Source organism: Rhodococcus sp. 15-2388-1-1a, assembly GCF_002259145.1.
Taxonomy (GTDB): Bacteria; Actinomycetota; Actinomycetes; order Mycobacteriales; family Mycobacteriaceae; genus Rhodococcoides.
Genome location: NZ_NPFP01000018.1, coordinates 132170 through 157170 on the forward strand (window position 1 = coordinate 132170; position 25001 = coordinate 157170).

Annotated in this window: 19 protein-coding genes and 1 tRNA gene; 11 read left to right on the top strand and 9 right to left on the bottom strand. The window is 66.0% G+C overall.

From position 1 onward, the window contains the following. Positions 1–14: 14 nt before the first annotated feature. Positions 15–1529 (top strand): phage infection protein, encoded by a 1515-nt coding sequence (locus CH302_RS12280; RefSeq protein WP_037195356.1) that lies wholly within the window; start codon positions 15–17, stop codon positions 1527–1529. Here the strand turns inward: CH302_RS12280 and CH302_RS12285 are convergent. After that, complete coding sequence (locus tag CH302_RS12285; protein WP_037195354.1) at positions 1464–1760, bottom strand: putative quinol monooxygenase; 297 nt, start codon at positions 1758–1760, stop codon at positions 1464–1466. The genes CH302_RS12280 and CH302_RS12285 overlap by 66 nt on opposite strands. Before the next feature lie 99 nt (positions 1761–1859). Here CH302_RS12285 and CH302_RS12290 point away from each other — a divergent pair, with 99 nt between their 5' ends. After that, positions 1860–3386, top strand: a complete 1527-nt coding sequence (locus CH302_RS12290; protein WP_037195352.1) for an MFS transporter — start codon at positions 1860–1862, stop codon at positions 3384–3386. On the opposite strand, the gene CH302_RS12295 is transcribed toward CH302_RS12290, so the two are convergent. The 4 genes from CH302_RS12295 to CH302_RS12310 form a co-directional block, all read right to left on the bottom strand. Further along, a complete protein-coding gene (locus CH302_RS12295) occupies positions 3365–4270 on the bottom strand; it encodes a cutinase family protein (protein ID WP_037195350.1) in 906 nt (301 codons plus the stop codon). The genes CH302_RS12290 and CH302_RS12295 overlap by 22 nt on opposite strands. Before the next feature lie 198 nt (positions 4271–4468). Further along, positions 4469–5920 carry a glutamate synthase subunit beta gene (locus CH302_RS12300; RefSeq protein WP_037195349.1) on the bottom strand — a complete coding sequence of 484 codons (1452 nt, stop codon included), beginning with the start codon at positions 5918–5920 and terminating at the stop codon, positions 4469–4471. Continuing rightward, on the bottom strand, positions 5913–10502 hold the full coding sequence (gltB, locus tag CH302_RS12305; RefSeq protein ID WP_037195348.1) for a glutamate synthase large subunit: 4590 nt from the start codon (positions 10500–10502) through the stop codon (positions 5913–5915). The genes CH302_RS12300 and gltB overlap by 8 nt, the downstream gene beginning before the upstream one ends. A gap of 413 nt (positions 10503–10915) precedes the next feature. Then, positions 10916–11001, bottom strand: a tRNA-Leu gene (locus CH302_RS12310). Positions 11002–11208: 207 nt separating this feature from the next. On the opposite strand from CH302_RS12310, the gene CH302_RS12315 reads away from it, so the two are divergent. From CH302_RS12315 to pknB, 7 genes are all read left to right on the top strand, one after another. Beyond that, entirely contained in the window at positions 11209–12648 is a 1440-nt protein-coding gene (locus CH302_RS12315) for a DUF3662 and FHA domain-containing protein (protein ID WP_037195346.1), read from the top strand. Positions 12649–12816: 168 nt separating this feature from the next. After that, positions 12817–13281, top strand: a complete 465-nt coding sequence (locus CH302_RS12320; RefSeq protein ID WP_037195344.1) for an FHA domain-containing protein FhaB/FipA — start codon at positions 12817–12819, stop codon at positions 13279–13281. After that, the gene (locus tag CH302_RS12325) at positions 13278–14717 is read left to right on the top strand and encodes a PP2C family protein-serine/threonine phosphatase (protein WP_037195341.1); all 1440 of its coding nucleotides are present in this window, start codon (positions 13278–13280) and stop codon (positions 14715–14717) included. The genes CH302_RS12320 and CH302_RS12325 overlap by 4 nt, the downstream gene beginning before the upstream one ends. Continuing rightward, positions 14714–16171 (top strand): FtsW/RodA/SpoVE family cell cycle protein, encoded by a 1458-nt coding sequence (locus tag CH302_RS12330; RefSeq protein WP_037195339.1) that lies wholly within the window; start codon positions 14714–14716, stop codon positions 16169–16171. The genes CH302_RS12325 and CH302_RS12330 overlap by 4 nt, the downstream gene beginning before the upstream one ends. Then, positions 16168–17652, top strand: coding sequence for a peptidoglycan D,D-transpeptidase FtsI family protein (locus CH302_RS12335; RefSeq protein ID WP_037195336.1), 1485 nt, complete (start codon positions 16168–16170; stop codon positions 17650–17652). Before CH302_RS12330 ends, CH302_RS12335 begins: the two co-directional genes overlap by 4 nt. A gap of 6 nt (positions 17653–17658) precedes the next feature. Continuing rightward, positions 17659–19023 carry a serine/threonine-protein kinase gene (locus CH302_RS12340; RefSeq protein WP_037195334.1) on the top strand — a complete coding sequence of 455 codons (1365 nt, stop codon included), beginning with the start codon at positions 17659–17661 and terminating at the stop codon, positions 19021–19023. Beyond that, positions 19020–20963 carry a Stk1 family PASTA domain-containing Ser/Thr kinase gene (pknB, locus tag CH302_RS12345; RefSeq protein WP_037195332.1) on the top strand — a complete coding sequence of 648 codons (1944 nt, stop codon included), beginning with the start codon at positions 19020–19022 and terminating at the stop codon, positions 20961–20963. Before CH302_RS12340 ends, pknB begins: the two co-directional genes overlap by 4 nt. Positions 20964–20979: 16 nt before the next feature. On the opposite strand, the gene CH302_RS12350 is transcribed toward pknB, so the two are convergent. Together CH302_RS12350 and CH302_RS12355 are read right to left on the bottom strand one after the other, a co-directional pair. Beyond that, on the bottom strand, positions 20980–21621 hold the full coding sequence (locus CH302_RS12350; RefSeq protein ID WP_037195727.1) for an aminodeoxychorismate/anthranilate synthase component II: 642 nt from the start codon (positions 21619–21621) through the stop codon (positions 20980–20982). 13 nt (positions 21622–21634) lie between these two features. After that, positions 21635–22381 (bottom strand): DUF881 domain-containing protein, encoded by a 747-nt coding sequence (locus tag CH302_RS12355; protein ID WP_037195330.1) that lies wholly within the window; start codon positions 22379–22381, stop codon positions 21635–21637. 202 nt (positions 22382–22583) lie between these two features. On the opposite strand from CH302_RS12355, the gene crgA reads away from it, so the two are divergent. Beyond that, on the top strand, positions 22584–22847 hold the full coding sequence (gene crgA / locus CH302_RS12360; RefSeq protein ID WP_032396997.1) for a cell division protein CrgA: 264 nt from the start codon (positions 22584–22586) through the stop codon (positions 22845–22847). Between the two features lie 36 nt (positions 22848–22883). Further along, on the top strand, positions 22884–23369 hold the full coding sequence (locus tag CH302_RS12365) for a PH domain-containing protein (RefSeq protein ID WP_052048075.1): 486 nt from the start codon (positions 22884–22886) through the stop codon (positions 23367–23369). 77 nt (positions 23370–23446) lie between these two features. Here the strand turns inward: CH302_RS12365 and CH302_RS12370 are convergent, their stop codons facing one another. Together CH302_RS12370 and CH302_RS12375 are read right to left on the bottom strand one after the other, a co-directional pair. Continuing rightward, positions 23447–24376, bottom strand: coding sequence for a rhomboid family intramembrane serine protease (locus tag CH302_RS12370; RefSeq protein ID WP_037195326.1), 930 nt, complete (start codon positions 24374–24376; stop codon positions 23447–23449). A gap of 24 nt (positions 24377–24400) precedes the next feature. Then, positions 24401–24937: a peptidylprolyl isomerase gene (locus CH302_RS12375; RefSeq protein ID WP_094632154.1), complete on the bottom strand. Its 537-nt coding sequence runs from the start codon at positions 24935–24937 to the stop codon at positions 24401–24403. Positions 24938–25001 lie beyond the last annotated feature (64 nt).

Sequence of the window (25001 nt, forward strand, 5' to 3'; positions counted from 1 at the left end):
GCCTCGAACCCATCATGGGTGAATTGCGTATCTTCCGACGTCCTGCCGTTGCTCTCACTGCGCTGGCGTTTCCTCTGGTAGCGGTGGGTGCTTTTGCACTGGGCACCGGCTACGACCTCGGCGGCGAATCCACGGCCACCACCACCGCCGCCACAGAGCAGGCACCGGACCAGCAGACGGCGGACCAGCAGACGACGGATCCTCTGGCCGCGGCCAGGAGCAGCCTCAACAGCGCTTCGCTACCCATCACCTTTCTCTCCAGCGGTATCGGTCAGCTGACCGACGGCGGCACGCAGCTCAACGACGGCGTCGGACAGCTCGCCGACGGCATCACCCAGGCGCACGACGGAACCATCCAGCTCGCCGACGGGTTCGGGCAGTACCGCGACGGCATCGGTCAGCTCGGGGACGGCGCGTCGCAGATCAGCGGTGGCGTCGACCAGGTTGTCGACCAACTCACCGGCTTCGGCGCTCTGCAGGCCGATTTCACTGCGAAACTCGCCGCCACCGCAGACCAGGTCGATCGCTTCCCGCACCCAGGATCCGACGCCATCTCCGGCGAGATCCGCGGGGTCATCGACACCCTGAACACCCAGGCATTCGGGCCCGACACCCTCGCCCAGCTGCAGACCCTCAAGGGCGGTGCTCAGCAACTGTCCTCCGAACTCAACGACCCCAACAGTCAGTTCCTCGGTGCCACCGCACAACTCGGCGACGCCACGGTCCAGCTGCGGGACGGACTGGGCCAGCTCGACGACGGCGGCCAACAGCTCAAAGCGGGCACCGATCAGCTCGTGACGTCGGTCGAGCCGGTCGAGGGAATCGTCAACGGCATCGCCACCAACGTGCGCGACGCCTCCGCGGCACTCCCGCCGGGAACCGCTGCCACCACCACAGACGACGCCGCCGCCACGGACCAGAATCTCGCGGCCGCGACGACGTCCACCGGAACCGGTGCCACCCCGTATCTGATCGCAGCCCTGGTGGCTCTCGGAGCCCTGGGATGCGTCAGCCTCGTTCGAGTACTCGGCAAGGACAGCAGCCCACGACTGCTCTCGGTGGTTGCAGCCGTCGCCGCGGTCGGCGTCAGCGCCGCTGTGGCCTTCGCCTTCGCCACCGATGCGGCCCTCGGGCCGGTGCTCGGCGCAGGCGTCTTCCTGATCGTCTCCGCCGCGGCATATCTGGCCGCAGCGGGAGCGATTCAGCGAGTGCTCGGCGCCGTGGTCGGCCAGATCGTCAACGTCGTCGCGCTCGTGGTGCAGGTTGTCGTCTGCGGGTTCGCATACGCGTCGACCGCGCCCATCTGGGGCGATCTGGCGGCGTTCATGCCGATGAGTTACACCGCGGCCGGTGCCCGCATCATCGCGTCGGGCGAGATGAGCGGGACCGGCTGGCTCGCGATCGGTGCCACGGCGGCTCTGCTGGCCGTCTCGGCGCTGGTGTATGCGAGCGCGCGGGGTGACTCAGCCGACGGGCCGGAGCGGATGGATGGCGGGCGGAGCCGCGAGATGGGCACCGAACTCGCTTAGCGCCTGCTGCAGATGCGGGGTCTGCATGTGACCGTCGAGGTCCTCCTGCGACTTCCATACCTCGATGGTGACGAACGTGCCCGGCTCCACAGCGGACTCGAACAGCTCGTAGGAGATGTTCCCGTCTTCCTTGCGTGTTTCGGCGACGAGGGCCACCAGTCCGTCGCGCACGGCGTCGACGGCATCGGGCTTGGCGATGATCGTCGCGACGACCTTCAGATCGTTGCTCATGAGGCGTTGCTTCCTTCGTTCGGCGAGAGAGACATTCCTTCACCGAACGTACCCCCGACCCGCCTAAGCTGAGGTGTCCATTCGGGAAGGGAAGTCACAGTGAGCCAGACGGCAACCGACCAGCGCGCCACCAAGAAGGATTGGCTCGGCCTCGCAGTGTTGGTGGTGCCGATTCTCGTCGTGTCGATGGACATGTCGGTGCTGTACCTCGCTCTGCCGTTCATGACGGCCGATCTCGAACCCACCGGCAACCAGACACTGTGGATCCTCGACATCTACGGGTTCCTGCTCGCCGGCCTCCTCATCACCATGGGCTCACTCGGCGATCGGATCGGCCGTCGCACCCTGCTCATGATCGGTGCCGTCGTGTTCGGGGCCGCGTCACTCGCCGCGACGTTCTCCACCTCCCCCGAGATGCTGCTCGTCGCGCGTGCACTACTGGGCATCGGTGGAGCCACCATCGCACCGAGCACATTGTCCTTGATACGCAACATGTTTCACGACCCGACGCAACGCAAGGAAGCCATCGGCCTGTGGACCGCCGGCTTCGCGGGCGGTGCCGCGGTGGGACCTGTCATCGGAGGTGTTCTGCTCGAGCACTTCTGGTGGGGTTCGGTGTTCCTGATCAACATCCCGATCATGGTCGTACTCTTCGTCGCGGCCCCACTTCTGGTCCCCGAGTTCAAGGACACCGACCCCGGCAGATTCGACCCGATCAGCGTGGTTCTCGCGATCTCCTCGATGCTCTCGATCGTCTTCGCCATCAAACACGGCGCGCAGGAGGGAATCGACCTCGCAGCAGTCGTGAGTGCGGTGGCCGGGCTGGCATTGGGCGCGGTGTTCGTTCTCCGGCAGCGCAGGGCCGCGGACCCGCTGATCGACGTCACGCTGTTCGCCGAACGAGCCTTCAGCGCAGCTGTTGTGGTGCAGTTCCTGGTCATCTTCGCGATGACCGGATTCAGCCTCTTCGCCTCCCAGTACCTACAGCTCGTGGTCGGTCTCGGACCGCTCGAAGCCGGCCTGTGGCTGCTGGTTCCCGCCGTCGCCGCCGCGGCCGGTGCCGTGCTCGCACCGACGCTCAGCAAGGTGATCCGGACGGGCACGATCATTGCGGGCGGACTGTTGTCCATCGCCATCGGTTGCACGGCAATGGCATTCGTGAACGCCGATTCCGGGCTACCGTTACTGCTCACCGGTATGGCCGTGCTGACCTTCGGGATCGGCGCTGCCTCGACGCTCAACTCCGACATCGTGCTCACCGCCGCGGCTCCCGAAAAGGCCGGGGCCGCATCGGCATTGTCCGAAACCGGAGCCGAATTGGGCGGAGCCGTCGGTATCGCCATCCTCGGCACGATCGGCAGTACCGTCTATCGACACCGCATGGACGACGCCATCCCCGCGCAGACGCCCGCCGAGATCGCCGATCCGGCACGAGAGACCATCGGTGGCGCCGTCGCCGTCGCCGATTACCTACCGGAGCCGTTCGCCTCGCAACTGACTGCAGTCGCGAACTCGTCGTTCATCGACGGCTTCACTCTTGCGTCGGGTGCGAGCGCCGTCCTGATGGCCGTCAGTGCAGTCACCGTCTTCGTGCTGCTCCGCCGTCAGACCGCGTCGGTGAGGTAGCGCGCCAACCACCGCGTCGCGGACTGGCCGTTCTCGACGTCGTAGCTCTGGTACTCCTGGTGGATGCCGGAGCGGTAGAACGCCTCGATCTCCCGCTGACGCTGAGCGTTCGCCTGGTCGGTGAGCTGGCCCTGCAACACCGGCAGACCACCGGCCGCTGCGAGGTCCGCGATCAGGGACTGTGCTTCCTGCGAGTACTGATCGGCGACGTTCGGCGCAGGGTTGGACGACACTGCCAAGAATCCGGCCAACCGCGCGACGTAGTCGTCCTTGGGCGTCGAGCAGTACAGATCGCCGACGGCACAGAACGTCCGCACCACGGGGCTGACGTAGCCGAATCCGCCGACCCGGGGTCCACCGACACCGGTTCCGACCACGGCCGGCCCTACCAGAGCGTCGGTATCGGAGCGCTTCGGGTCGGAGATCAAGCCCACCGCCACCACCTTGTCCGCGGGAACGACGCCGACTCCGGTGCCGATGGCCGCGGCGAGATCGCCCGCCGCGTCGGCTCCCTGGCTGTAGCCGATGATGCCGAGTTTCGTCGCACCGCAACGATCCGCCATCGCCTTCAGCATCCCGCCTGCGTTGGCGACGGCTGCGGCGCGGGACTGCCCGTACACCTCACCCTCCCAGGGGAATGCGGTGGCGGGATACGAGACGTAGTCGGTGCGGATGCCGCTACCGAGACGATCGGTGACGTCGGTGAGCATCCCCGGCTTCGGTGCGGCACCCGAGCTCGTCTCCCAGGTTCCCGGAATGGCCACGACGTACATCGTCGGGCAATCGGCAGGGTCTGCGGCGGCGGGCGATGCCGCTCCGACGACCAGCCCGGACGCAACAGCTGCAGCGACGCCGATACCGGCGCAGATCTTCTTGACACTCATGGGGAGGGGGCCTCACTGGGTGATCGAACGCTTCGTTTGTTCGATCACCACAATGACAGCGGCCTGTGACCATCAGATGCCCACATGGTTAACGGACGTAACCGTGTGGCCGGCGTCGTGAAACGCAGACGAGCTCGACGTTGTGGACGGGATCGGACCGCAATCCGTCCACAACGTCGAGCTCGGCGAGAAAAGCTACTACCGCTGCGGTGCCTGGGTCGGCACGATCGGCGACGGCAATGCGGTTGCTCCCTGCAGGAAGGTGTCGACGGCGGCCGCGCAGGAGCGGCCCTCGGCGATGGCCCAGACGATGAGCGACTGGCCACGACCCATGTCTCCGGCGACGAACACACCGGGGACGTTGGTGACCCACTCGTTGGTGCGCTCGACGTTGCCACGCTGGTTGAAGTCGACGCCCAGGTCGGTCAGCAGACCGCCCTTGTCCGGTCCGACGAATCCCATGGCGAGCAGAACCAGATCGGCCTCGAGGGTGAACTCGCTGCCCTCGACCTTCTCGAACTTGCCTGCCTTGAACTCGACCTCGCAGGCTTCGAGCGCGGTGACCTTGCCGTCTTCGCCGACGAAACGCTCGGTGTTGACCGAGAAGACGCGTTCGCCACCCTCCTCGTGTGCCGAGGCAACCCGGTACATCAGCGGGTACGTCGGCCACGGGGTGGACGTCGCACGCTCCTCGGGCGGACGGGCCATGATCTCGAACTGGTGGACGCTCTCGGCGCCCTGACGGTGCGAGGTACCGAGGCAGTCCGCGCCGGTGTCGCCGCCGCCGATGATGACGACCTTCTTGCCCTCGGCGCTGACGGGCGGCGCAGCGAAGTCGCCCTGCTGGACGCGATTGGCGTGCGGCAGGAACTCCATGGCCTGGTAGATGCCGTCGAGCTCGCGGCCCTCGATGGGCAGGTCACGCCATGCGGTGGCACCGCCGGAGAGGACCACGGCGTCGAACTGCTCGCGCAGTTCGTCGGCCGAGATATCCACGCCCACATCGACACCGGTGCGGAAGACGGTGCCCTCGGCCTCCATCTGCGCCAGCCGACGATCGATGTGGCGCTTCTCCATCTTGAACTCGGGGATGCCGTAGCGCAGCAGTCCACCGATGCGATCGGCACGCTCGAACACCGTGACGGTGTGGCCTGCGCGGGTGAGCTGCTGCGCTGCAGCGAGTCCCGCGGGGCCCGATCCGACGACGGCGACGGTCCTACCGGTCAGATGGGTCGGGTAGACCGGCGTCACCCAGCCTTCTTCGAAGGCCTTGTCGATGATCTCGACCTCGACCTGCTTGATGGTGACCGGATCCTGGTTGATGCCGAGGACACACGACGCCTCGCACGGGGCGGGGCACAACCGTCCGGTGAATTCCGGGAAGTTGTTGGTGGCGTGCAACCGGTCGATGCTGTCGCGCCAGCGGTCCTTGAACACCAGGTCGTTCCACTCGGGAATCAGGTTCCCCAGCGGGCAACCGTTGTGGCAGAACGGGATACCGCAGTCCATGCATCGACTTGCCTGGGTGCGCAGGGTGTCCTTCGAGAAGTCTTCGTAGACCTCTTTCCAGTCCATCAGGCGCAGGTCGACGGGCCGCCGCTTGGGCACCTCGCGAACCGTGTTCTTCAGAAATCCCTGTGGGTCACCCACGAGCTGCCTCCATGATCGCTTCGTCCACGTCCGCGCCGTTCTTCTCGGCTTCGGAGATGGCCAGCAGTACCTTCTTGTAGTCGCGAGGCATGACCTTCACGAAATGGTTCACCTGCTGTGACCAATCCGCGAGGATCCGCTCGGCCACCTCGGAGCCGGTCTGCTCCTGATGGCGAGTGACGATGTCGCGGAGCCAGGTGAACTCGTCACCCTCGAGCTCCTCGATGTCGACCAGCTCGGTGTTGAGGTTGGCCTCGAACGTCTTGTTGGGATCGAAGACGAACGCGACGCCACCGGACATACCGGCGCCGAAGTTACGGCCCGTCGTGCCCAGAATGACGACCTTGCCGCCGGTCATGTACTCGCAGCCGTGATCGCCGACGCCTTCGACGACGGCTACGGCACCGGAGTTACGAACCGCGAAGCGTTCACCGACGACGCCGCGGATGAGAGCCTCACCGCTGGTGGCGCCGAACAGGAACACGTTTCCGCCGATGATGTTGTCCTCGGCGACGAATCCCTTCGGGGCGTTCAACGACGGCCGCAGCACGAGATGTCCGCCGGACAGTCCCTTGCCGACGAAGTCGTTGGCGTCCCCGTTCAGGCGGAGCGTCATCCCGGACGGGACGAACGCGCCGAAGCTGTTGCCTGCCGAGCCGGTGAACGTGATCTCGATGGTGTCGTCCGGCAGTCCGACGCCGCCGTACGCCTTGGTGACCTCGTGCCCGAGCATCGTGCCGACGGTGCGGTTGACGTTGGTGATCTTGGACTCGAACGCGACCTTCTCGCCCTTGTCCAACGCATTGCGGCTGGCCGCGATGAGCTGCTGATCGAGTGCCTTGTCGAGACCGTGATCCTGGACGCCGGTGTTGTAGAGGTTCTGGTTCATGAACGCCGACTCGACCTCTTCGAGGATCGGCGACAGATCCAGCTTCGACGCCTTCCAGTGCTCCTTGGCCGCTGTGGTGTCCAGCAGACCCACCTGACCGACGGCCTCGTCGAGCGTGCGGAATCCGAGCTCGGCCATGAGCTCGCGAACCTCTTCGGCGATGAACATGAAGAAGTTCTCGACGAACTCCGGCTTGCCCGCGAAACGCTTGCGCAGCAACGGGTTCTGCGTCGCGACACCCACGGGGCAGGTGTCGAGGTGGCAGACGCGCATCATGATGCAGCCCGAGACGACAAGCGGAGCGGTGGCGAAACCGAACTCCTCGCCGCCGAGCAGAGCGGCAACCATGACGTCGCGGCCGGTCTTGAGCTGACCGTCCACCTGCACGACGATGCGATCGCGAAGTCCGTTGAGCAGCAACGTCTGCTGGGTCTCGGCCAAACCGAGCTCCCACGGTCCACCCGCGTGCTTGACCGACGTCAGCGGCGTCGCGCCGGTGCCGCCGTCGTGGCCCGAGATGAGCACGACGTCGGCGTGCGCCTTGGAGACACCGGCGGCGACCGTTCCGACGCCGACCTCGGAGACCAGCTTCACGTGGATGCGGGCCTGCGGGTTGGCGTTCTTCAGGTCGTGGATCAGCTGCGCGAGATCCTCGATCGAGTAGATGTCGTGGTGCGGCGGCGGCGAGATCAGGCCGACGCCGGGCGTCGAGTGCCGAACCTCGGCGACCCACGGGTACACCTTGTGCGCCGGAAGCTGGCCGCCCTCACCGGGCTTGGCTCCCTGCGCCATCTTGATCTGGATGTCGGTGCAGTTGGTCAGGTAGTGCGAGGTGACGCCGAAACGTCCCGACGCGACCTGCTTGATGGCACTGCGTCGCCAGTCGCCGTTCTCGTCCGGCTCGAACCGCGAGACGTCCTCGCCGCCCTCACCGGAGTTCGAGCGCCCGCCGAGACGGTTCATGGCGATGGCGAGGGTCTCGTGCGCCTCGGCCGAGATGGAGCCGTAGCTCATCGCACCCGTCGAGAAACGCTTGACGATCTCGCTGGCCGGCTCGACCTCGTCGATCGAAATGGCTTGCCGCTCTTCGGTCTTGAAGCGGAACAGACCACGCAGCGACGCGAGTCGCTCGGACTGGTCGTCGACCATCTTCGTGTATTCCTTGAAGATGTCGTACTGGCCGGTGCGGGTGGAGTGCTGCAGCTTGAACACCGTGTCCGGGTTGAAGAGGTGGTACTCCCCTTCGCGACGCCACTGGTACTCGCCACCGGTCTCGAGCTCGCGGTGCGCGCGCTCCTGACGGTTGTCGAGGTACGCCACGGCGTGCCGCGCTGCGACGTCGTCGGCGACCTGATCGAGATCGATGCCGCCGAGGTGGCTGTTGAGGCCGGTGAAGTACTCGTCGACCAGTTCCTGCGAGAGGCCGATGACCTGGAACAGCTGAGCTCCGGTGTACGACGCGAGGGTCGAGATGCCCATCTTGGACATCACCTTGAGCACACCCTTGCCCGCGGCCTTGATGTAGTTGGTGACGGCCTTGTCGAACTCGATGTCGGTGAGGGCGCCACGCTCGATCATGTCCTCGATGGACTCGAACGCCATGTACGGGTTGACCGCTGCGGCACCGAAACCGATGAGCAGAGCCATGTGGTGCACCTCGCGGGCATCACCGGCCTCGATGATCAGGCCGACCTTGGTGCGGGTCCGCTCGCGGACCAGATGGTGGTGCACCGCGGCGGTGAGGAGCAGCGACGGAATCGGAGCGAGCTTCTCGCTGGACTCGCGGTCCGAGAGCACGATGATCCGGGCGCCACCCGAGATGGCAGCGGAAACCTGAGCGCGAATGGCCTCCAACGACTTTCGGAGGCCCTCACCGCCCTCGGCCACCGGGTAGAGACCGCGCACGACCACCGAGCGCAGCTCTTCCTGAGTGCCCTCGTCGTTGATGTGGACGAGCTTGGCGAGGTCGTCGTTGTGCAGGATCGGCTGCGGAAGCACGATCTGCTTGCAGCTGTCGGCACCCGGGTTGAGCAGATCGCCCTCGGGTCCGATGGTGCCGCCGAGGCTGGTGACGATCTCCTCGCGGATGGCATCGAGCGGCGGGTTGGTGACCTGCGCGAACAGCTGCGAGAAGTAGTCGAACAGCATCCGCGGGCGAGCCGACAGCACGGCGATCGGGGTGTCGGTACCCATGGAACCGATGGCCTCGGCACCGGACTTCGCCATGGGCGAGACCAGCACGTTCAGTTCCTCGGTGGTGTACCCGAAGATCTGCTGACGGATGAGCACGCGGTCGTGCGGCATGTGCACGTGCGGACGCTCGGGCAGATCGTCGATCGAGGTCAGGCCCTCGTCGAGCCACTGCTGGTACGGATGCTCGGCGGCGAGCTCGTCCTTGATCTCGTCGTCGGAGACGATGCGGCCCTGCGCGGTGTCCACCAGGAACATGCGGCCCGGCTGCAGGCGAACCTTGCGGACGACCTTCGACGGATCGATGTCGAGAACGCCGACCTCGGAGGCCATGACGACCAGACCGTCGTCGGTGACCCACAGCCGGCTCGGGCGCAGGCCGTTGCGGTCCAGGACCGCGCCGATGACGGTGCCGTCGGTGAAGCACACCGACGCCGGTCCGTCCCAGGGCTCCATCAGCGAGGAGTGGTACTTGTAGAACGCCCGACGAGCGGGGTCCATGGACTCGTGCCGCTCCCACGCCTCGGGAATCATCATGAGCACGGCGTGCGGCAGACTGCGTCCACCGAGGTGCAGCAGCTCGAGCACCTCGTCGAAACGTGCTGTGTCGCTTGCTCCGTGAGTGACCACGGGGAAGATCTTCTCGAGTGCCTCGGAGCCGCCGAACACGTCGGAGGTGATGAGCGCCTCGCGGGCACGCATCCAGTTCTCGTTACCGGTGGCGGTGTTGATCTCGCCGTTGTGGGCGACGCGTCGGAACGGATGCGCCAGCGGCCACGACGGGAACGTGTTGGTCGAGAAGCGCGAATGCACAAGTCCCAGTGCGCTTTCGACGCGCTCGTCCTGCAGGTCGAGGTAGAAGCCCTTGAGCTGAGGCGTGGTCAGCATGCCCTTGTAGACGAAGGTCTGCGAGGACAGTGACGGGAAGTACACGGTCTCGCGGCCGGGGCCGTCCTTGCCCGCGCCCTCTTCGCCCAGCTCGTGCTCGACGCGCTTGCGGATGACGAACGCACGACGCTCGAGTTCGAGGTCGGTGATCGACGCGTCGGGGGCAGCGAGGAACAGCTGACGGAAGGTCGGCATCGCATCGCGCGCCAGAGCGCCGAGGGAGGAGTCGTCGGTGGGAACCTCACGCCAACCGAGGACCGTCAGGCCCTCGTTCTCGACGATGCGCTCGACACCCTCGCAGGCGCGTGCTGCGTCGCTGCGGCCCTGCGGAAGAAATGCGACACCGGTTGCGTACGCGCCGGGCGCGGGGAGCTCGAAATCTACGACGGCGCGGAAGAACGCGTCCGGAACCTGGATCAGAATGCCCGCACCGTCACCGGTGTTCGGTTCGGAGCCGGCAGCACCGCGGTGCTCGAGGTTGACCAGGGCGGTGATCGCCTTCTCGACGATGTCGCGACTGCGTCGACCGTGCATGTCCACCACGAACGCGACACCACAGGAGTCGTGTTCGTTGGCGGGATCGTAGAGGCCTTGCGGGCCCGGAGTGTGCTTCATACCTAGCCTTCGGATAAGTCCAGCCTTGATACTCGTCGGCGACGGTGTGGTGTAACCGGCTGCACGAACGGCCTGCGGTGCGTCCTCGCCGTTGAAGCTGCACCTGTCGATCGTCGACGCTTTCCTCTGCACGAGCAGGTAGGCGCGTGGTAGAAAAGTGAGGTCGGGCGGATCCGGCCGTGGTGAGGCCGATCCAACTACGAACGATAAGTCAGTACCTGGGTGCCCCCGCAAATAAGGTAAGCCTATTATGGGCTCTCACCTGCGAATTTCCGTATGCGAGACGTCCTCGGGACCGGCACTTCGACTCCACTGCCGACATCGGCCGAAAATCACACGCCTGTAAGACGATTCGATGCAGGACACCCGGAAAAAACTACTGGCCGCAGCGATCGAATCAGCTGCGGCCAGTGTGGTGGGCGGAGGGGGACTTGAACCCCCACGTCCCGAAGGACACTGGCACCTGAAGCCAGCGCGTCTGCCATTCCGCCACCCGCCCGGGTGACGGCGAGAACACTAACACGCACCATGCCGCGCTCGAAAATCGCCACTTCGAGCTGCCGGGAGCCGACGGCGGCGGGCAGTCCCCGTCGGCGGCACCGTATATCATGCTTGCAGCGCGACTTCGTGATGACACGCGGCCGTCGCGGCCTGCACACCAGCAGGCACCACACGGTGGAAGAACACAGTGAGAGGAGGGGTCACGATGGGCATCGTTCAACGTTTCGAGCGCAAGCTCCAAGGCGCTGTCGGCGACGTCTTCGCCCGCGTGTTCGGCGGAGGCGTCGTACCGGCGGAGGTGGAGGCAGCGCTTCAGCAGGAGGCGTCGGATCTGGTTCGGCCCCTCGAGGGCGGGCACCTCCTGGCACCCAACAGCTACGTCATCACCATCAACAGCTCGGACCACGACGAGCTCGCCGGTGACCGAGCACTCACGGTCAAGGCGTTCTCGCGCCACCTCGACGATTACATCCGCGATCAAGGCTGGCAGACCTACGGCGACGTGGTGGTTCGCTTCGAGCCGTCACCCACCCTTCACACCGGGCAGTTCCGTGCCAGTGGCTCGGTCGATCCCGATGTGGGACGATCGGCGACTGCTGCGCGGAACGAGTCCGCACAGCAGGGCGCGTCGGCACAAGCAGCACCGAGTCCCGTCCCTTCAGCTACGCAGCGACCGTCTGCCCCACCGATGTCGATACCAGGAGCCGGCCACATGACGCAGAACCCAGGCTACGACCCGCAGCGCGACCCCGCGGACGGTCATCGTCCCGATCCGCGTGCGCGCAACGGTTACGCCGGTGGCCAGGATCCGCGCTACCCCGCACGTGAGCAGAACGCACGTGAGCAGAACGGGTACGACGCACAGGCCTACGCACCGGCCGATCACGACCCGCGCTACGACCAGCAGGCGTACAACGGCGGTTACGACGAGCAGCCGTACCCCGAGCAGGGTCAGGCCTACAGCGCAGCCGGCCAGGAACAGGGCTACGACCCCCACGCCTACGGCGCGCCCGGCGGCCAGGACCAGGGCTACGACGCACAGGCCTACAACGCGCAGGGGTACGACGGCCAGGCGTACGACGCACAGGGTTACAACGGCCAGGGCTACGACTACAACGCCGCCGAGCAGGGTGCCGCATACTCCGAGGCCCCCTACCAGGAGCAGGCGTACAACGACCAGGCCGGTCGGTACGCCGAGCCCCAGGCCGCCGGATACCAGCAGCCCGGCTACCAGCAGCCCGGTTACGACTACCCGCCCGCTCCGGCCGCCTACGGTCGTGGCTACCCACAGGGCGCGGGCGACCGCGGCGACGGGTACGGCTACGACCAGCCCGCCTCGTACGCAGGTCAGAGTCAGGCGCTCGCCGCGACGCTGCAGCTCGAGGACGGCAGCGGCCGCTACTACCAGCTCCGTGACGGTCAGAACATCATCGGCCGGGGCCAGGACGCACAGTTCCGACTCCCCGACACCGGCGTCTCGCGTCGACACATCGAGATCCGGTGGGACGGCCGCGTGGCCATGCTCTCCGATCTCGGTTCCACCAACGGCACCACCGTCAACGGCGCCCCGGTGCAGGACTGGCAATTGGCCGACGGCGACGTCATTCGGGCCGGTCACTCCGAAATTCTGGTCCGGATCGTCTGACGATCCTCGTGGGCTCGGGTGGGGGTTCGACTCGCACTCTCGTCCACCCGTATGTCGTCGACACGAGCTGCTTCACCCTATGATGCTGCGAGGCAACCATGTCTGCCGCGCCGCGGCTCTGTGCGTGGGCGGGATGCAGGTCGATTGCGAAGGAGGAGGTGAATCGTCGTGCAGGGATTGATTCTGCAACTGACAAGGGCGGGCTTCCTGCTGTTGTTGTGGTTCTTCGTCTGGGCCGTCCTTCGCACCTTGCGCAGTGACATCTACGCGGCCGCAGGCATGCGAGTGCCTGCTCGCTACTCCGGCGGCTCGAAAGTTCTTCCGTCGTTCAACAAGCAGAAGGTGGCCAAGTACCTCGTGGTGACCCAGGGCGGTCTCGCCGGAACGCGCATCTCGCTCGGCACGCAGCCCGTCCTCATCGGACGCGCGGACGACTCCACTCTCGTTCTGACAGACGACTACTCGTCGACGCGGCATGCGCGCATCTCGCCCCGCGGCGGTGATTGGTACGTCGAGGACCTCGGTTCGACCAACGGCACCTACCTCGACCGCGCGAAGGTGACCACCGCCGTTCGCGTCCCCTTGGGAACCCCTGTCCGCGTCGGCAAGACCGTGATCGAGTTGCGCCCGTGACCCTCGTCCTTCGCTATGCCGCCCGCAGTGATCGCGGTCTGGTTCGATCCAACAACGAGGACTCCGTGTACGCCGGCGCTCGCCTACTGGCGCTGGCCGACGGAATGGGCGGTCACGCTGCCGGTGAAGTGGCCTCGCAGCTGATGATCGCCGCACTGGCTCATCTCGACGACGACGAACCGGGCGAGGATCTGCTGGGCAAGCTCGAAGCAGCCACCCGCGAAGGCAACGCGTCCATCGCAGATCAGGTCGAGGACGAACCCGAGCTCGACGGCATGGGGACCACGCTGACCGCAATCCTGTTCGCGGGCAAGCGAATCGGACTGGTGCACATCGGCGATTCGCGCGCGTACATGCTGCGCGACGGCTCACTCACCCAGATCACCCGAGACGACACCTTCGTTCAATCCCTCGTCGACGAGGGCCGCATCACCGCCGAGCAGGCGCACACACACCCGCAGCGCTCGTTGATCATGCGTGCCCTCACCGGCAACGAGATCGAACCGACGCTCACCGTTCGGGAAGTACGTGCGGGTGACCGATACCTGCTGTGCTCCGACGGCCTCTCGGACGTCGTCAGCGACGAGACCATCGAGAACACCATGAACGAGGGCGAGACGGGGCCCTGCGCAGATCGTCTCATCGAACTCGCGCTTCGCAGTGGCGGTCCGGACAACGTGACGGTCGTCGTGGCCGACGTGATCGACCTCGACTACGGACAGAGCCACCCCATCCTCGGCGGTGCCGCCAGCACCGAAGACGAGGAGGACGCCCCTCCGCCCAACACCGCAGCAGGGCGCGCCGCAGCGATGCGGCCACCGCGTACGACGCCCAAACGCGTCACCGCACCGGTCGTCACGCCCGAGAAGAAGTCGCACAAGCTGCGCTGGACGTTGATCGCCCTGACCCTGGTGGTGCTGGCGGGAATCGGTGCGCTGGTGGCCAATTCGATCATCAAGGGCAACTACTACGTCGGTGCCGACAACAGCAAGGTCACCGTGCTGCGCGGGCTTCCCGGCTCGGTACTGGGCTACTCGTTGCAGAGCGTCGAGCTGATCGGCTGCCTCGACGACGACGGAGCCGTCACGCTGACCGCGCCGGATGCCGCTCCGGCGGACTGCGTTCCGTTCGAGATCGACGATCTTCTGCCCGCCGCACGCGAGCAGGTCACGGCCGGCCTGCCGTCGGGATCTCTCGACGATGCGCGCGGCCAGGTCGAGCGGTTGGCTTCCGGGGACCTGCTTCAGGTCTGCGAGACCGAGCCGGTCGTCACCACGACCGTGGAACCGACTACGACGGCGATCATCCCGCCGCCCGCTGCACCGCTGCCGCCCACGGTCGAACCCACTCCGGAACCAGCACCGACGACCACAGCGGCACCGACACCGACGGTTCCGCAGATTCCCGGCCAGAACTGCAGGACCGGTACTCGATGAGTTCCAATCCGTCCGCGGGAGGGTCCTTTCCGAGTCCGCCCGAAGGATTCGCGCCAGCACCGATTCAATCGAACCGGCGCGGCGTCGAACTGCTTCTGCTCGGGGCCGCCGTCCTGATCACGACGATCTCGCTGGTACTGGTCGAAGCCAGTCAGGAACAGACCATCACCTGGGATCTGGCGAAGTACGCGGTCGCGTATCTCGCGCTGATGACAGTGGCGCACCTGGCCGTGCGACGCTTCGCGCCCTACGCGGATCCGCTGCTGCTGCCGATCGTGGCGCTGCTCAACGGACTCGGTCTGGTGCTCATTCATCGCCTCGACCTGGCCGACGAGCAGCAGGCTCAATATCTCGGAAACCCCATTCCGTCGCCCGATGCCAACCAGCAGGTGCTGTGGACCACGCTGGCCATCGCCGGCTTCGTCGCCCTGCTGGTGCTGTTGCGCGATTACCGCACCCTGGCTCGCTACGGCTACACCGTCGGACTCGCCGGACTGGTGCTCCTGGCCATCCCGGCGATGCTGCCGTCGGCATTCTCCGAGGTCAACGGATCGAAGATCTGGATCAGGCTGCCCGGCTTCAGTATTCAGCCCGGGGAGTTCGCGAAGATCCTGCTGCTCATCTTCTTCGCATCGCTGCTGGTCGCCAAGCGTGAACTGTTCACCGTCGCAGGCAAGCACTTCCTCGGCATGGACTTCCCGCGAGCGCGCGATCTGGGGCCGATCCTGGTCGTCTGGATCGTCTCGGTCGGCGTGCTGGTGTTCGAGAAGGACCTCGGCACGTCGCTGCTGATCTTCGGAACCGTCCTGGTGATGATCTACATCGCCACCGAACGCGTCGGTTGGTTGATCATCGGTTTCGGGCTGTTGCTCGTCGGGTTCCTGTTTGCGTACCAGGTGTTCGGCCACGTCAAGATCCGCACCGACACCTGGCTGCACCCCTTCGACGACTACAACGACACCGGCTATCAGATCGTCCAGTCGATGTTCAGCTTCGCCACGGGCGGGTTGGCAGGCACCGGGCTCGGTAGTGGTCGCCCGTCCCAGGTTCCGTTCGCCAAGACGGACTTCATCATCGCCACGGTCGGCGAAGAGCTGGGCCTCATCGGCCTGACCGCGGTCCTGATCCTGTACTTGCTGTTCATCATTCGCGGCATGCGTACCGCGCTGGCCGTTCGCGACAGCTTCGGCAAACTGCTGGCCGCGGGGTTGTCGTTCACCATTGCCATCCAGCTGTTCGTCGTCGTCGGCGGCGTCACCAAACTCATCCCACTCACCGGCCTCACCACGCCGTATCTGTCCTACGGAGGATCGTCGCTTCTCGCCAACTACCTGCTCCTCGCGCTGCTGATCAAGATCTCCGACGCAGCCCGTGAGCCGGCAAAGCCCAAGAAGAAGCCCGCCCCGGCGGCGCCCATCGCGGAGGCACCGACCGAGATGGTGAAGCGCGCATGAACACTCCCCTGCGCCGCGTGTCCATCGCCGTGATGGTCATGGTCGTCGCGTTGCTCGCCAACGCCACCTACCTTCAGGTCATCAAGGCCGACGATCTGCGCACCGACCCGAGAAACTCACGAGTGCTGCTCGACGAGTACTCACGCCAGCGCGGTCAGATCTCGGCAGGCGGCCAGGTGCTCGCATCCTCGGTCCCCACCGAAGACCGCTACAAGTACCTGCGCACGTACCCCCAGAATTCGATCTCCCCGGCCAGCCCGCAGGCCAACGCGCCGATCACCGGCTACTACTCGATGCTGTACTCGAGCAGCGGCCTCGAACGCGCCGAGGACCCCGTACTCAACGGATCCGACGACCGGCTCTTCGGCGGACGACTGTTCGACCTCATCTCCGGCCGAGATCCCCGCGGCGGCAACGTGGTCACCACCATCGATCCCGTCGTTCAGCAGGTCGCCTACGACCAGCTGACCGCCAAGGGATACACCGGCTCCGTCGTGGCCCTCGACCCGGCCACCGGCAACATCCTGGCCATGGCCAGCACCCCCAGCTACGACCCGAACCTCCTGGCCAGCCACGATGGCAGCACCACCACCGCGGCATGGGAGAACCTGAGCAACGATCCCGAGAAGCCGATGGTCAACCGGGCGATCTCGCAGACCTACCCACCCGGATCGACGTTCAAGGTGATCACCACCGCAGCCGCACTCGAAGCGGGCGCGACACCGGACGATCAACTCACGGCCGCGTCGAACATCACGTTGCCGGGAACCTCGACGACGCTGGAGAACTACAACGGTTCGACGTGCGGCGGCGGCCAGACGGCAACGCTGAGAGAAGCTTTCGCACGCTCGTGCAACACCGCCTTCGTCGAGCTCGGCATCGACACCGGGGCGGACAAGATGCGCGAGACCTCGGCGGCCTTCGGCATCGGTGAGAACACCACCATTCCGCTCACCGTCGCCGACAGCACCATCGGACCCATCGACGACGACGCCGCCCTCGGTCAATCCAGCATCGGCCAGCGCGACGTGGCGCTGACCCCGCTGCAGGACGCCGTCATCGCTGCCACCGTGGCCAACGACGGCGTGCGAATGGCCCCGAACCTGGTGCAGCAGCTGCAGTCTCCCGACCTGTCGGACCTGTCGAGCTACCAGCCCAAGGCCATGGGCCAGGCGATCAGCTCCACCACCGCGGCGACGCTGAAAGACCTGATGATCGGCTCCGAGAACAACACCAGCGGCGAGGGCAAGATCCCCGGGGTACAGATCGCATCGAAAACCGGTACCGCAGAACATGGTTCCGACCCGCGCAACACCCCGCCGCACGCGTGGTACATCGGATTCGCACCCGCCGACGACCCCAAGGTCGCCATCGCCGTCATCGTCGAGGACGGCGGCGACCGCGCCCTCGCCGCGACCGGTGGATCCGTGGCCGCACCCATCGGGCGCGCCGTCATCGCAGCCGCATTGCAGGGGAGGTGACATGACGTGCCACTGAGCAACGGAGCTGTCATCGCGCAGCGCTATCGACTGCTGCGACTCATCGCCACCGGCGGCATGGGGCAGGTGTGGGAAGCAATGGACAACCGCCTCGATCGCCGTGTCGCGGTCAAGGTACTCAAGGCCGAGTTCTCCGAGGACCCGGAGTTCCTGCAGCGCTTCAGGTTCGAGGCACGCACAACCGCGCAGCTGAACTACCCCGGAATCGCTGGGGTCTACGACTACGGCGAGACCCGCGACGGCGCGGGCGAATCACTGGCCTACCTGGTGATGGAACTGGTCAACGGTGAGCCGCTCAACGCCGTGTTGGGTCGGATGTCCCGGTTGCCGCTCGGCCATGCCCTCGACATGCTCGAGCAGACCGGCCGCTCCCTGCAGATCGCACACACCGCAGGCGTCGTCCACCGCGACGTCAAGCCGGGCAACATCCTGATCACCCCCACCGGGCAGGTCAAGATCACCGACTTCGGCATCGCCAAGGCCGTCGACGCATCCCCGGTGACCAAGACCGGAATGGTCATGGGCACAGCGCAGTACATCGCCCCCGAGCAAGCACTCGGCGAGGAGGCCACGTCGGCTTCGGACGTCTACTCGCTCGGAGTCGTCGGATACGAAGTACTCGCGGGCACGCGGCCCTTCGTGGGCGACGGAGCGCTGACCGTCGCCATGAAGCACGTCCGCGAGATGCCGGCCCCCATGCCGCTCGACCTGCCCCCCGCCGTGCGTGAACTCATCGAGATCACGATGGTCAAGGACCCGGCCGCGCGCTACGCCAACGGTGGCGAATTCGCGGACGCCGTCGCCGCGGTCCGGGCCGGCCGTCGCCCACCCGCACCCGGAAACTCCCGCGGTACGGGCACCGGCAGGGTCATGATGCCGGGCGTCGTACCCAGCCCTGCGCCGTCGAGCACCCAGATGATGCCGACGTCGCAGCGCGAGTACCGCGGACCGGCCACCGGAACGGCTGCGGGCGCAGTGCCCGAGGCCACCGGAATGTCGTCGGCGCAGAAGGCACTCGCCTGGGGCGGTGCCGGACTGCTGCTTCTCGCCATCCTCATCGGCGGATACGTGCTGTTGACCGGGGGCAGGGACGATTCGCCGACGCCGTTCGTGCCGCCGACCACCACCACCACGCAGCCGACCACCACCACGACCACAACGACCGAACCCACGACGACCACCGAAGAAACCACCACCACCGAAGAGACCACCACGACCACGACGACGACCACCACGCAGGAGCCGACGACCACCGAAGAAACCACGACGACCTCGGAACAGCCCACGCAGACGACCACGAGACGGCCGCTGATCGAGATTCCATCCCAGCAAGATCCTCGAGGACAACCATGACGACTCCCCGTACGCTCTCCTCTCGCTACGAGTTGGGCGAGATACTCGGTTTCGGCGGCATGTCCGAGGTTCATCTGGCACGTGACACTCGGCTCGACCGCGACGTCGCCATCAAGGTTCTGCGCGCCGATCTCGCTCGCGACCCCACGTTCTACCTGCGGTTCCGACGCGAAGCCCAGAACGCGGCCGCACTGAACCACCCCGCCATCGTCGCCGTGTACGACACCGGTGAAGCCGAGACCGAAGCCGGTCCGCTCCCGTTCATCGTCATGGAATACGTCGACGGGGACACCCTCCGCGACATCGTGCGCGCCGAAGGACCCATGGCACCGCGTCGAGCCATGGAGGTCATCGCCGACGTCTGTGCCGCACTCGATTTCAGCCACCGCAACGGAATCGTGCACCGCGACGTCAAGCCCGCGAACATCATGATCAACAACGCAGGCGCGGTGAAGGTGATGGACTTCGGCATCGCGCGCGCCATCGCAGATTCCTCGTCGCCGATGACCCAGACGGCAGCCGTCATCGGAACCGCTCAGTATCTCTCGCCCGAGCAGGCACGCGGCGAACAGGTCGACGCTCGATCGGACGTCTACTCCCTCGGATGTGTGCTGTTCGAGATCCTCACCGGCGAGCCCCCGTTCAAGGGTGATTCACCGGTCGCCGTCGCCTACCAGCACGTGCGCGAGGATCCTCAGCTGCCGTCGCTGGTCAACGACACGGTGCCGCGCGAACTCGACTCGATCATCCTCAAGGCGATGGCCAAGAACCCCGCCAACCGCTACCAGAGCGCCGCCGAGATGCGCACCGACCTGGTCCGTGTCCTCGGAGGTCAACGGCCGAGCGCCCCGATGGTCATGAACGACGAGGACCGCACCACGATTCTCGGATCGGTCGATTCCCGGCAGGCAGACTTCTCCGGCGCGGACAAACCCGCCGCCGTCGCCGCCGCCGCACCCCGTGCGTCGAGGCACGGCGAACCCGAGGATCGACCCAGGAACCGTCGAGGCCTCAAGATCGCGCTGATCTCCGCGGCGTCGATCATCGTCGTCGCGATCGTCGGAGCATTCCTGTGGTCCCTCGGTCCGGGAGCGGATCCCAAGTCCGTCACCGTGCCGTCCGTCGTCGGGCTGGCCTCGGACGAGGCGCAACGGGAGCTGGAGAATGTCGGCCTGCGCGTCACCGTGCAGGAGAAGCCCGACGCCTCGGTGCCGGAGGGATCGGCGATCGGGACCAACCCGGCCGCGGGGTCGCAGACCGAATCGCCCGGGGACATCCAGCTCGACGTCTCCTCGGGCCCCCAGCAGGTGCAGGTGCCGCGACTGACCGGACGAACGCAACAGGAGGCGTCGGACGCCTTGAACGAGGTGGGCCTCGAACTCGATCCCACCGTCGCCCGTGCGCCGTCGACGCCGGAGAACCTCGACAAGGTCGTCGAGCAGAACCCGTCCTCGGGCGTGAGCATGAACGCCGACTCGCAGGTTCGCATCACGCTCGGTTCGGGACCGGCGCAGGTACGGATGCCCAACGTCGTCGGCCAGCTCGTCGACGTCGCGCAGCCGAACGTCGAGGGTGCCGGGCTCCGCGTCCAGGTACAGAACATCGATTCCAGCCAGCCGGTGGGGCAGGTCGTCTCGACCGACCCCGCCGGTGGCGCCAACATCGCCGAAAACACCGTCGTGACGCTGCGCGTCTCGAACGGGGACAAGATCCCGATGCCCGACCTCTCCGGCCTCACCGAAGCACAGGCTCTGACGGCACTGGAATCGGCAGGATGGACCGGAACGGCGTCGAACCTGTCGACGTCGAGGCAGTCGACGCTCGACCCACTGATGGTCGGCCGGGTCGTCAATCAGACCCAGCCGGCGGGCTCGGAGATCAGCAAGACCGACACCATCACCGTGAGCATCGGGGCATTGGGAATCCCCAGCGGCAACTAGCCGCCCCGAGGCCGGCTCAGGCGAAGGCTTCGGCGACCTGAGCTTCGAGCTTGGCGACGAGACCGGGGTCGGTCGGCATCCCGCAGACGGTGAGCCAGTTCGCCAGCATGCGGTGTCCGCCCTCGGTGAGGATGGACTCCGGGTGGAACTGGACGCCGTGAATCGGTAACTCGGTGTGCCTCATCGCCATCACCAGACCGGATTCGGTGCGCCCGATGATCTCGAGTTCGGCCGGGATCGTGTCTTCCCGGACGGTCAGCGAGTGGTAGCGAGTGGCGGTGAAGGGCTCGTTCATGCCCTCGAGAACTCCGACGCCCGAATGGTGCACCAGACTGGTCTTGCCGTGCAGCAGTTCCGGAGCCTTCTCCACGGTTGCGCCGAACGCTGCGCCGATCGCCTGATGACCGAGACAGACCCCGAGCAGGGGCGTCTTCGTGCGAGCACTTGCCGAGACCAGATCCATCGTGGCACCTGCGCGCTGCGGCGTGCCCGGTCCCGGGCTGAGCAGAATTCCGTCGAACCGGCCCGCGACCGCATCGCGGTCGGTGAGGCGCCCGTCGTCGTTACGCCAGACTTCGACATCGGCGTTCAACTGGCCCAGGTACTGGACGAGGTTGAAGACGAAGCTGTCGTAGTTGTCGACGACGAGAATACGCATGCGGACAGCGTACTCAGCGAGGCTGTGCATACCGCATGCGCACCGATTCGGAGTACGCGGGCACCGAGAGGTCCTCGGACGCTGCGACGTCGTAACGGAGGCCGTATCGCAACGCGTACTGCTCGTACAACCGCACACCCGGCTCGTTCTTCAACGCCGCGCGCAGCCGATCCGAATCCCCGATCGCCGTCATCACGTACGGCGGACTGTACGTCCGCCCGCCGAGAAGAAGGGTGTTCCCGATGCAGCGCGGAGCCGACGAGGCCACCAGCCGTTGATCCTGCATCGCGATCGCCGACGCGCCGCCTGCCCACAACGCGTTGAGCACGCTCTGCACATCGACCTGATGAACAACCAGATCGTCGACCGACGCGTCGGACGCATACGAGCCGTCCGGACCACGAGGGGCGTCGGCCATCGTGACGGTCAGACCCCCGCCGGACGCGGGCTCGCGTCCCGCCGCGTCGGCCAGGGAATCGACACGCGCCAACGCGTCGGCGACCTCGGTGTCCCCCGTCGCAGTGCGCTGCTGAATGGACTCGAGCTGCTGCTCGAGCGTGTCTCGGCTCCGCTGGGCATCATCACTGCTGCGTTGAGCCGCGTCGACCAGATCTGCGAGCCGGGTGGTGTCCCCGCCGCGCAACTCGGTGCCGTCCGATACATGCCTGGTGGTGCCGAGCAGCAGACCGACGACAGCGCACACCGCAACGGCGAGCACCCACCAGCGGGTGTCGGCGGGGGCAGTCGATCGTCGTGTCACGGGTGCTCGCAATTTGTCCGGTGGGTCGGTGCTGGGCTCACCTGCGTTAGCGTGTACAGCAACCGGTCGGTGACCGTCACGGTCCTCGAAGTCACACTAGCCTGGGGATGCGCGACACCCGCCGATCCACAGGTTCCGATCGTCAGTTGTCCACAGGTACGGCCGCAGTGCCACGGGCCGTCACGAACGCGAAGAGGAAGCAATGCCGAAGTCGAAGGTACGGAAGAAGAACGACTACACGATCAACCCGGCGAACCGCACGCCGGTCAAGGTCAACGCCGGGCCGTCACCGGTCTGGTACGTGGTGCTGATGCTGGGATTCATGCTGGTCGGGCTTCTGTGGCTGATCGTCTACTACCTGGCTTCCGAGGACATCGCCTTCATCGGAAACCTCGGTGCCTACAACTTCCTGATCGGCTTCGGGTTCATGGTCGTCGGACTCGTCATGACCATGCGGTGGCGCTGAGAGTCGACCGAGTTACATCGATGTCATTCATCCCCAATGTGGATAAACCCTGTGGATAACTCTACGAACGATCCACAGGGTGTGTACGAACAGCAGTGGGCGACGCCCCTCGTCGCCGTCGCAGCCCTGGTCGTAGGCGGAATCGCCCTCGGAATCGGCGCCGCATTTTCCTCCACCGACGCCGCCGGAACATTCCTCGTCGGCCTCGCAGCCGTCGGAATGTGGATCATCGCCGCACTCGCCGGCGCACAACGCCCGCGACTGGCCATCACCCGCGACGGATCACTGGTGATGAAACGCCTCACCGGAACACGCACCTACACCCGCAACGACATCGTCCGCGTCAAAATCGTGCGATACCCCAGACTCGGCCGACGAGTGCCGATGCTCGAACTCGACATCCGACCACCCGGCGAAGACGACGACAGACTGATCATCTTCGGCCGATGGGACCTCGGAACCGACCCGCGAGACGTATTCGACGCACTCGAAATCCACGGGCTGGTGCCACGCAACACCTGAGCGTCCGGCCCCTGTGGGTTACTCGATGTGACATTCGGTGGCCTTTTGGGGGGTCGATGTCACATCGAGTGGACTTGCTAGAGGCCCATCTGGGCGCGCAGGTCGAGGACGCGGATTGCGATGATTCCCAGGGACACCAGAGCGACGGCGATGACCGACAGCCATGCCATGGACACGCCGGCCATGGTTCGTGGTTGTCCGGTGTCTGGGGTTCGGTTGGACAAGAACACCAGACCGGCGGTGGCGGCGGCTCCGGCGACGAGTCCGCCCATGTGTCCCCACAGCGAGATGCTGGGGATCGAGATGCTGATGAAGATGTTCACCGCGATGACGATGAGGATGGGTGCCGGGCTTCGCTTGAGCCGTAGCAGGATGACGGCCTGGGCACCCAGGAGACCGAAGACGGCTCCGGACGCGCCGACGGTGAGCGCCAGTGGGTTCTCCAGCAGCATCACCGACGCACTTCCTCCGAGGAGCGAGAGGAAGTAGACGACCAGGTAGCGGGTTCGGCCGAGCACGAGTTCGACGTCACGACCGATGATGTACAGCGCGAACATGTTCACGAGCAGGTGTATCGGCCCGTAGTGGACGAAGCCACTGCCGATCAGCCGGAACACATCGCCGTCGGAGACGAGCAGGCTGTTGAGGGCCCAGCTGCGGGCGAGCGCGGATCCGGAGGTGTTGTTCATCGGATCGCCGGACTGCGCCACCGTGATGGCATAGACGATCACGTTGATGGCGATGAGGGCGTACGTCAGCGGGGTCTTGGCGGATCGTGCCATGGGTGCACCGGCGACGGTCTGCGCAGTGCGGATGTTCTTGTTGCCCTCGCGCACGCAATCGACGCAGTGCTGTCCGACGGCCGCGGCCTGCAGACACTGCGGGCATGCGGGCCTGCCGCAGCGCGAACAAGCCAGGCCGGTCGGGCGATCGGGATGTCGGACGCACACCGACTGGGGTGGGTTGGGCTGGTCGCCGTACGCGCCACCCCAGCCGGGGTTCGTCATCTTGTCGAAAGTCCTTCGGTCAGATCAGGCGATGGTGATGTTGTTGATGACAACCTCGTCCACCGGGCGATCTCCGCGGCCGACCGGCGTGCTCGAGATCGCGTCGACGACCTTCTTCGACGCCTCGTCGGTGACCTCACCGAAGATGGAGTGCTTGCGGTTGAGGTGCGGGGTCTTGCCGGTGGTGATGAAGAACTGCGAGCCGTTGGTGCCGGGGCCTGCGTTCGCCATGGCCAGCAGGTACGGGCGATCGAAGGACAGTTCCGGGTGGAACTCGTCCTCGAACTTGTAGCCCGGTCCACCGGTACCGGTGCCGGTGGGGTCGCCGCCCTGGATCATGAAGCCGTCGATGACGCGGTGGAAGACTGCGCCGTCGTAGAACGGTCCGGTCTTGGCACCCGACGCGTTCTGCGTCGTGTACTCCTTGGATCCGTCCGCGAGACCGACGAAGTTCGCGACGGTCTTGGGGGCGTGATTGCCGAACAGTTCGATGACGATATCGCCGCGGTTGGTGTGCAGCGTGGCCGTTTGGGTCTTGTTTGGTGAAGTCACGCCCTCCATCGTGCCATCTCGGGCGATCGGGCAGTTCACAACGGGCGTCGAGTCGGCTGGATCGCGAAGGTTC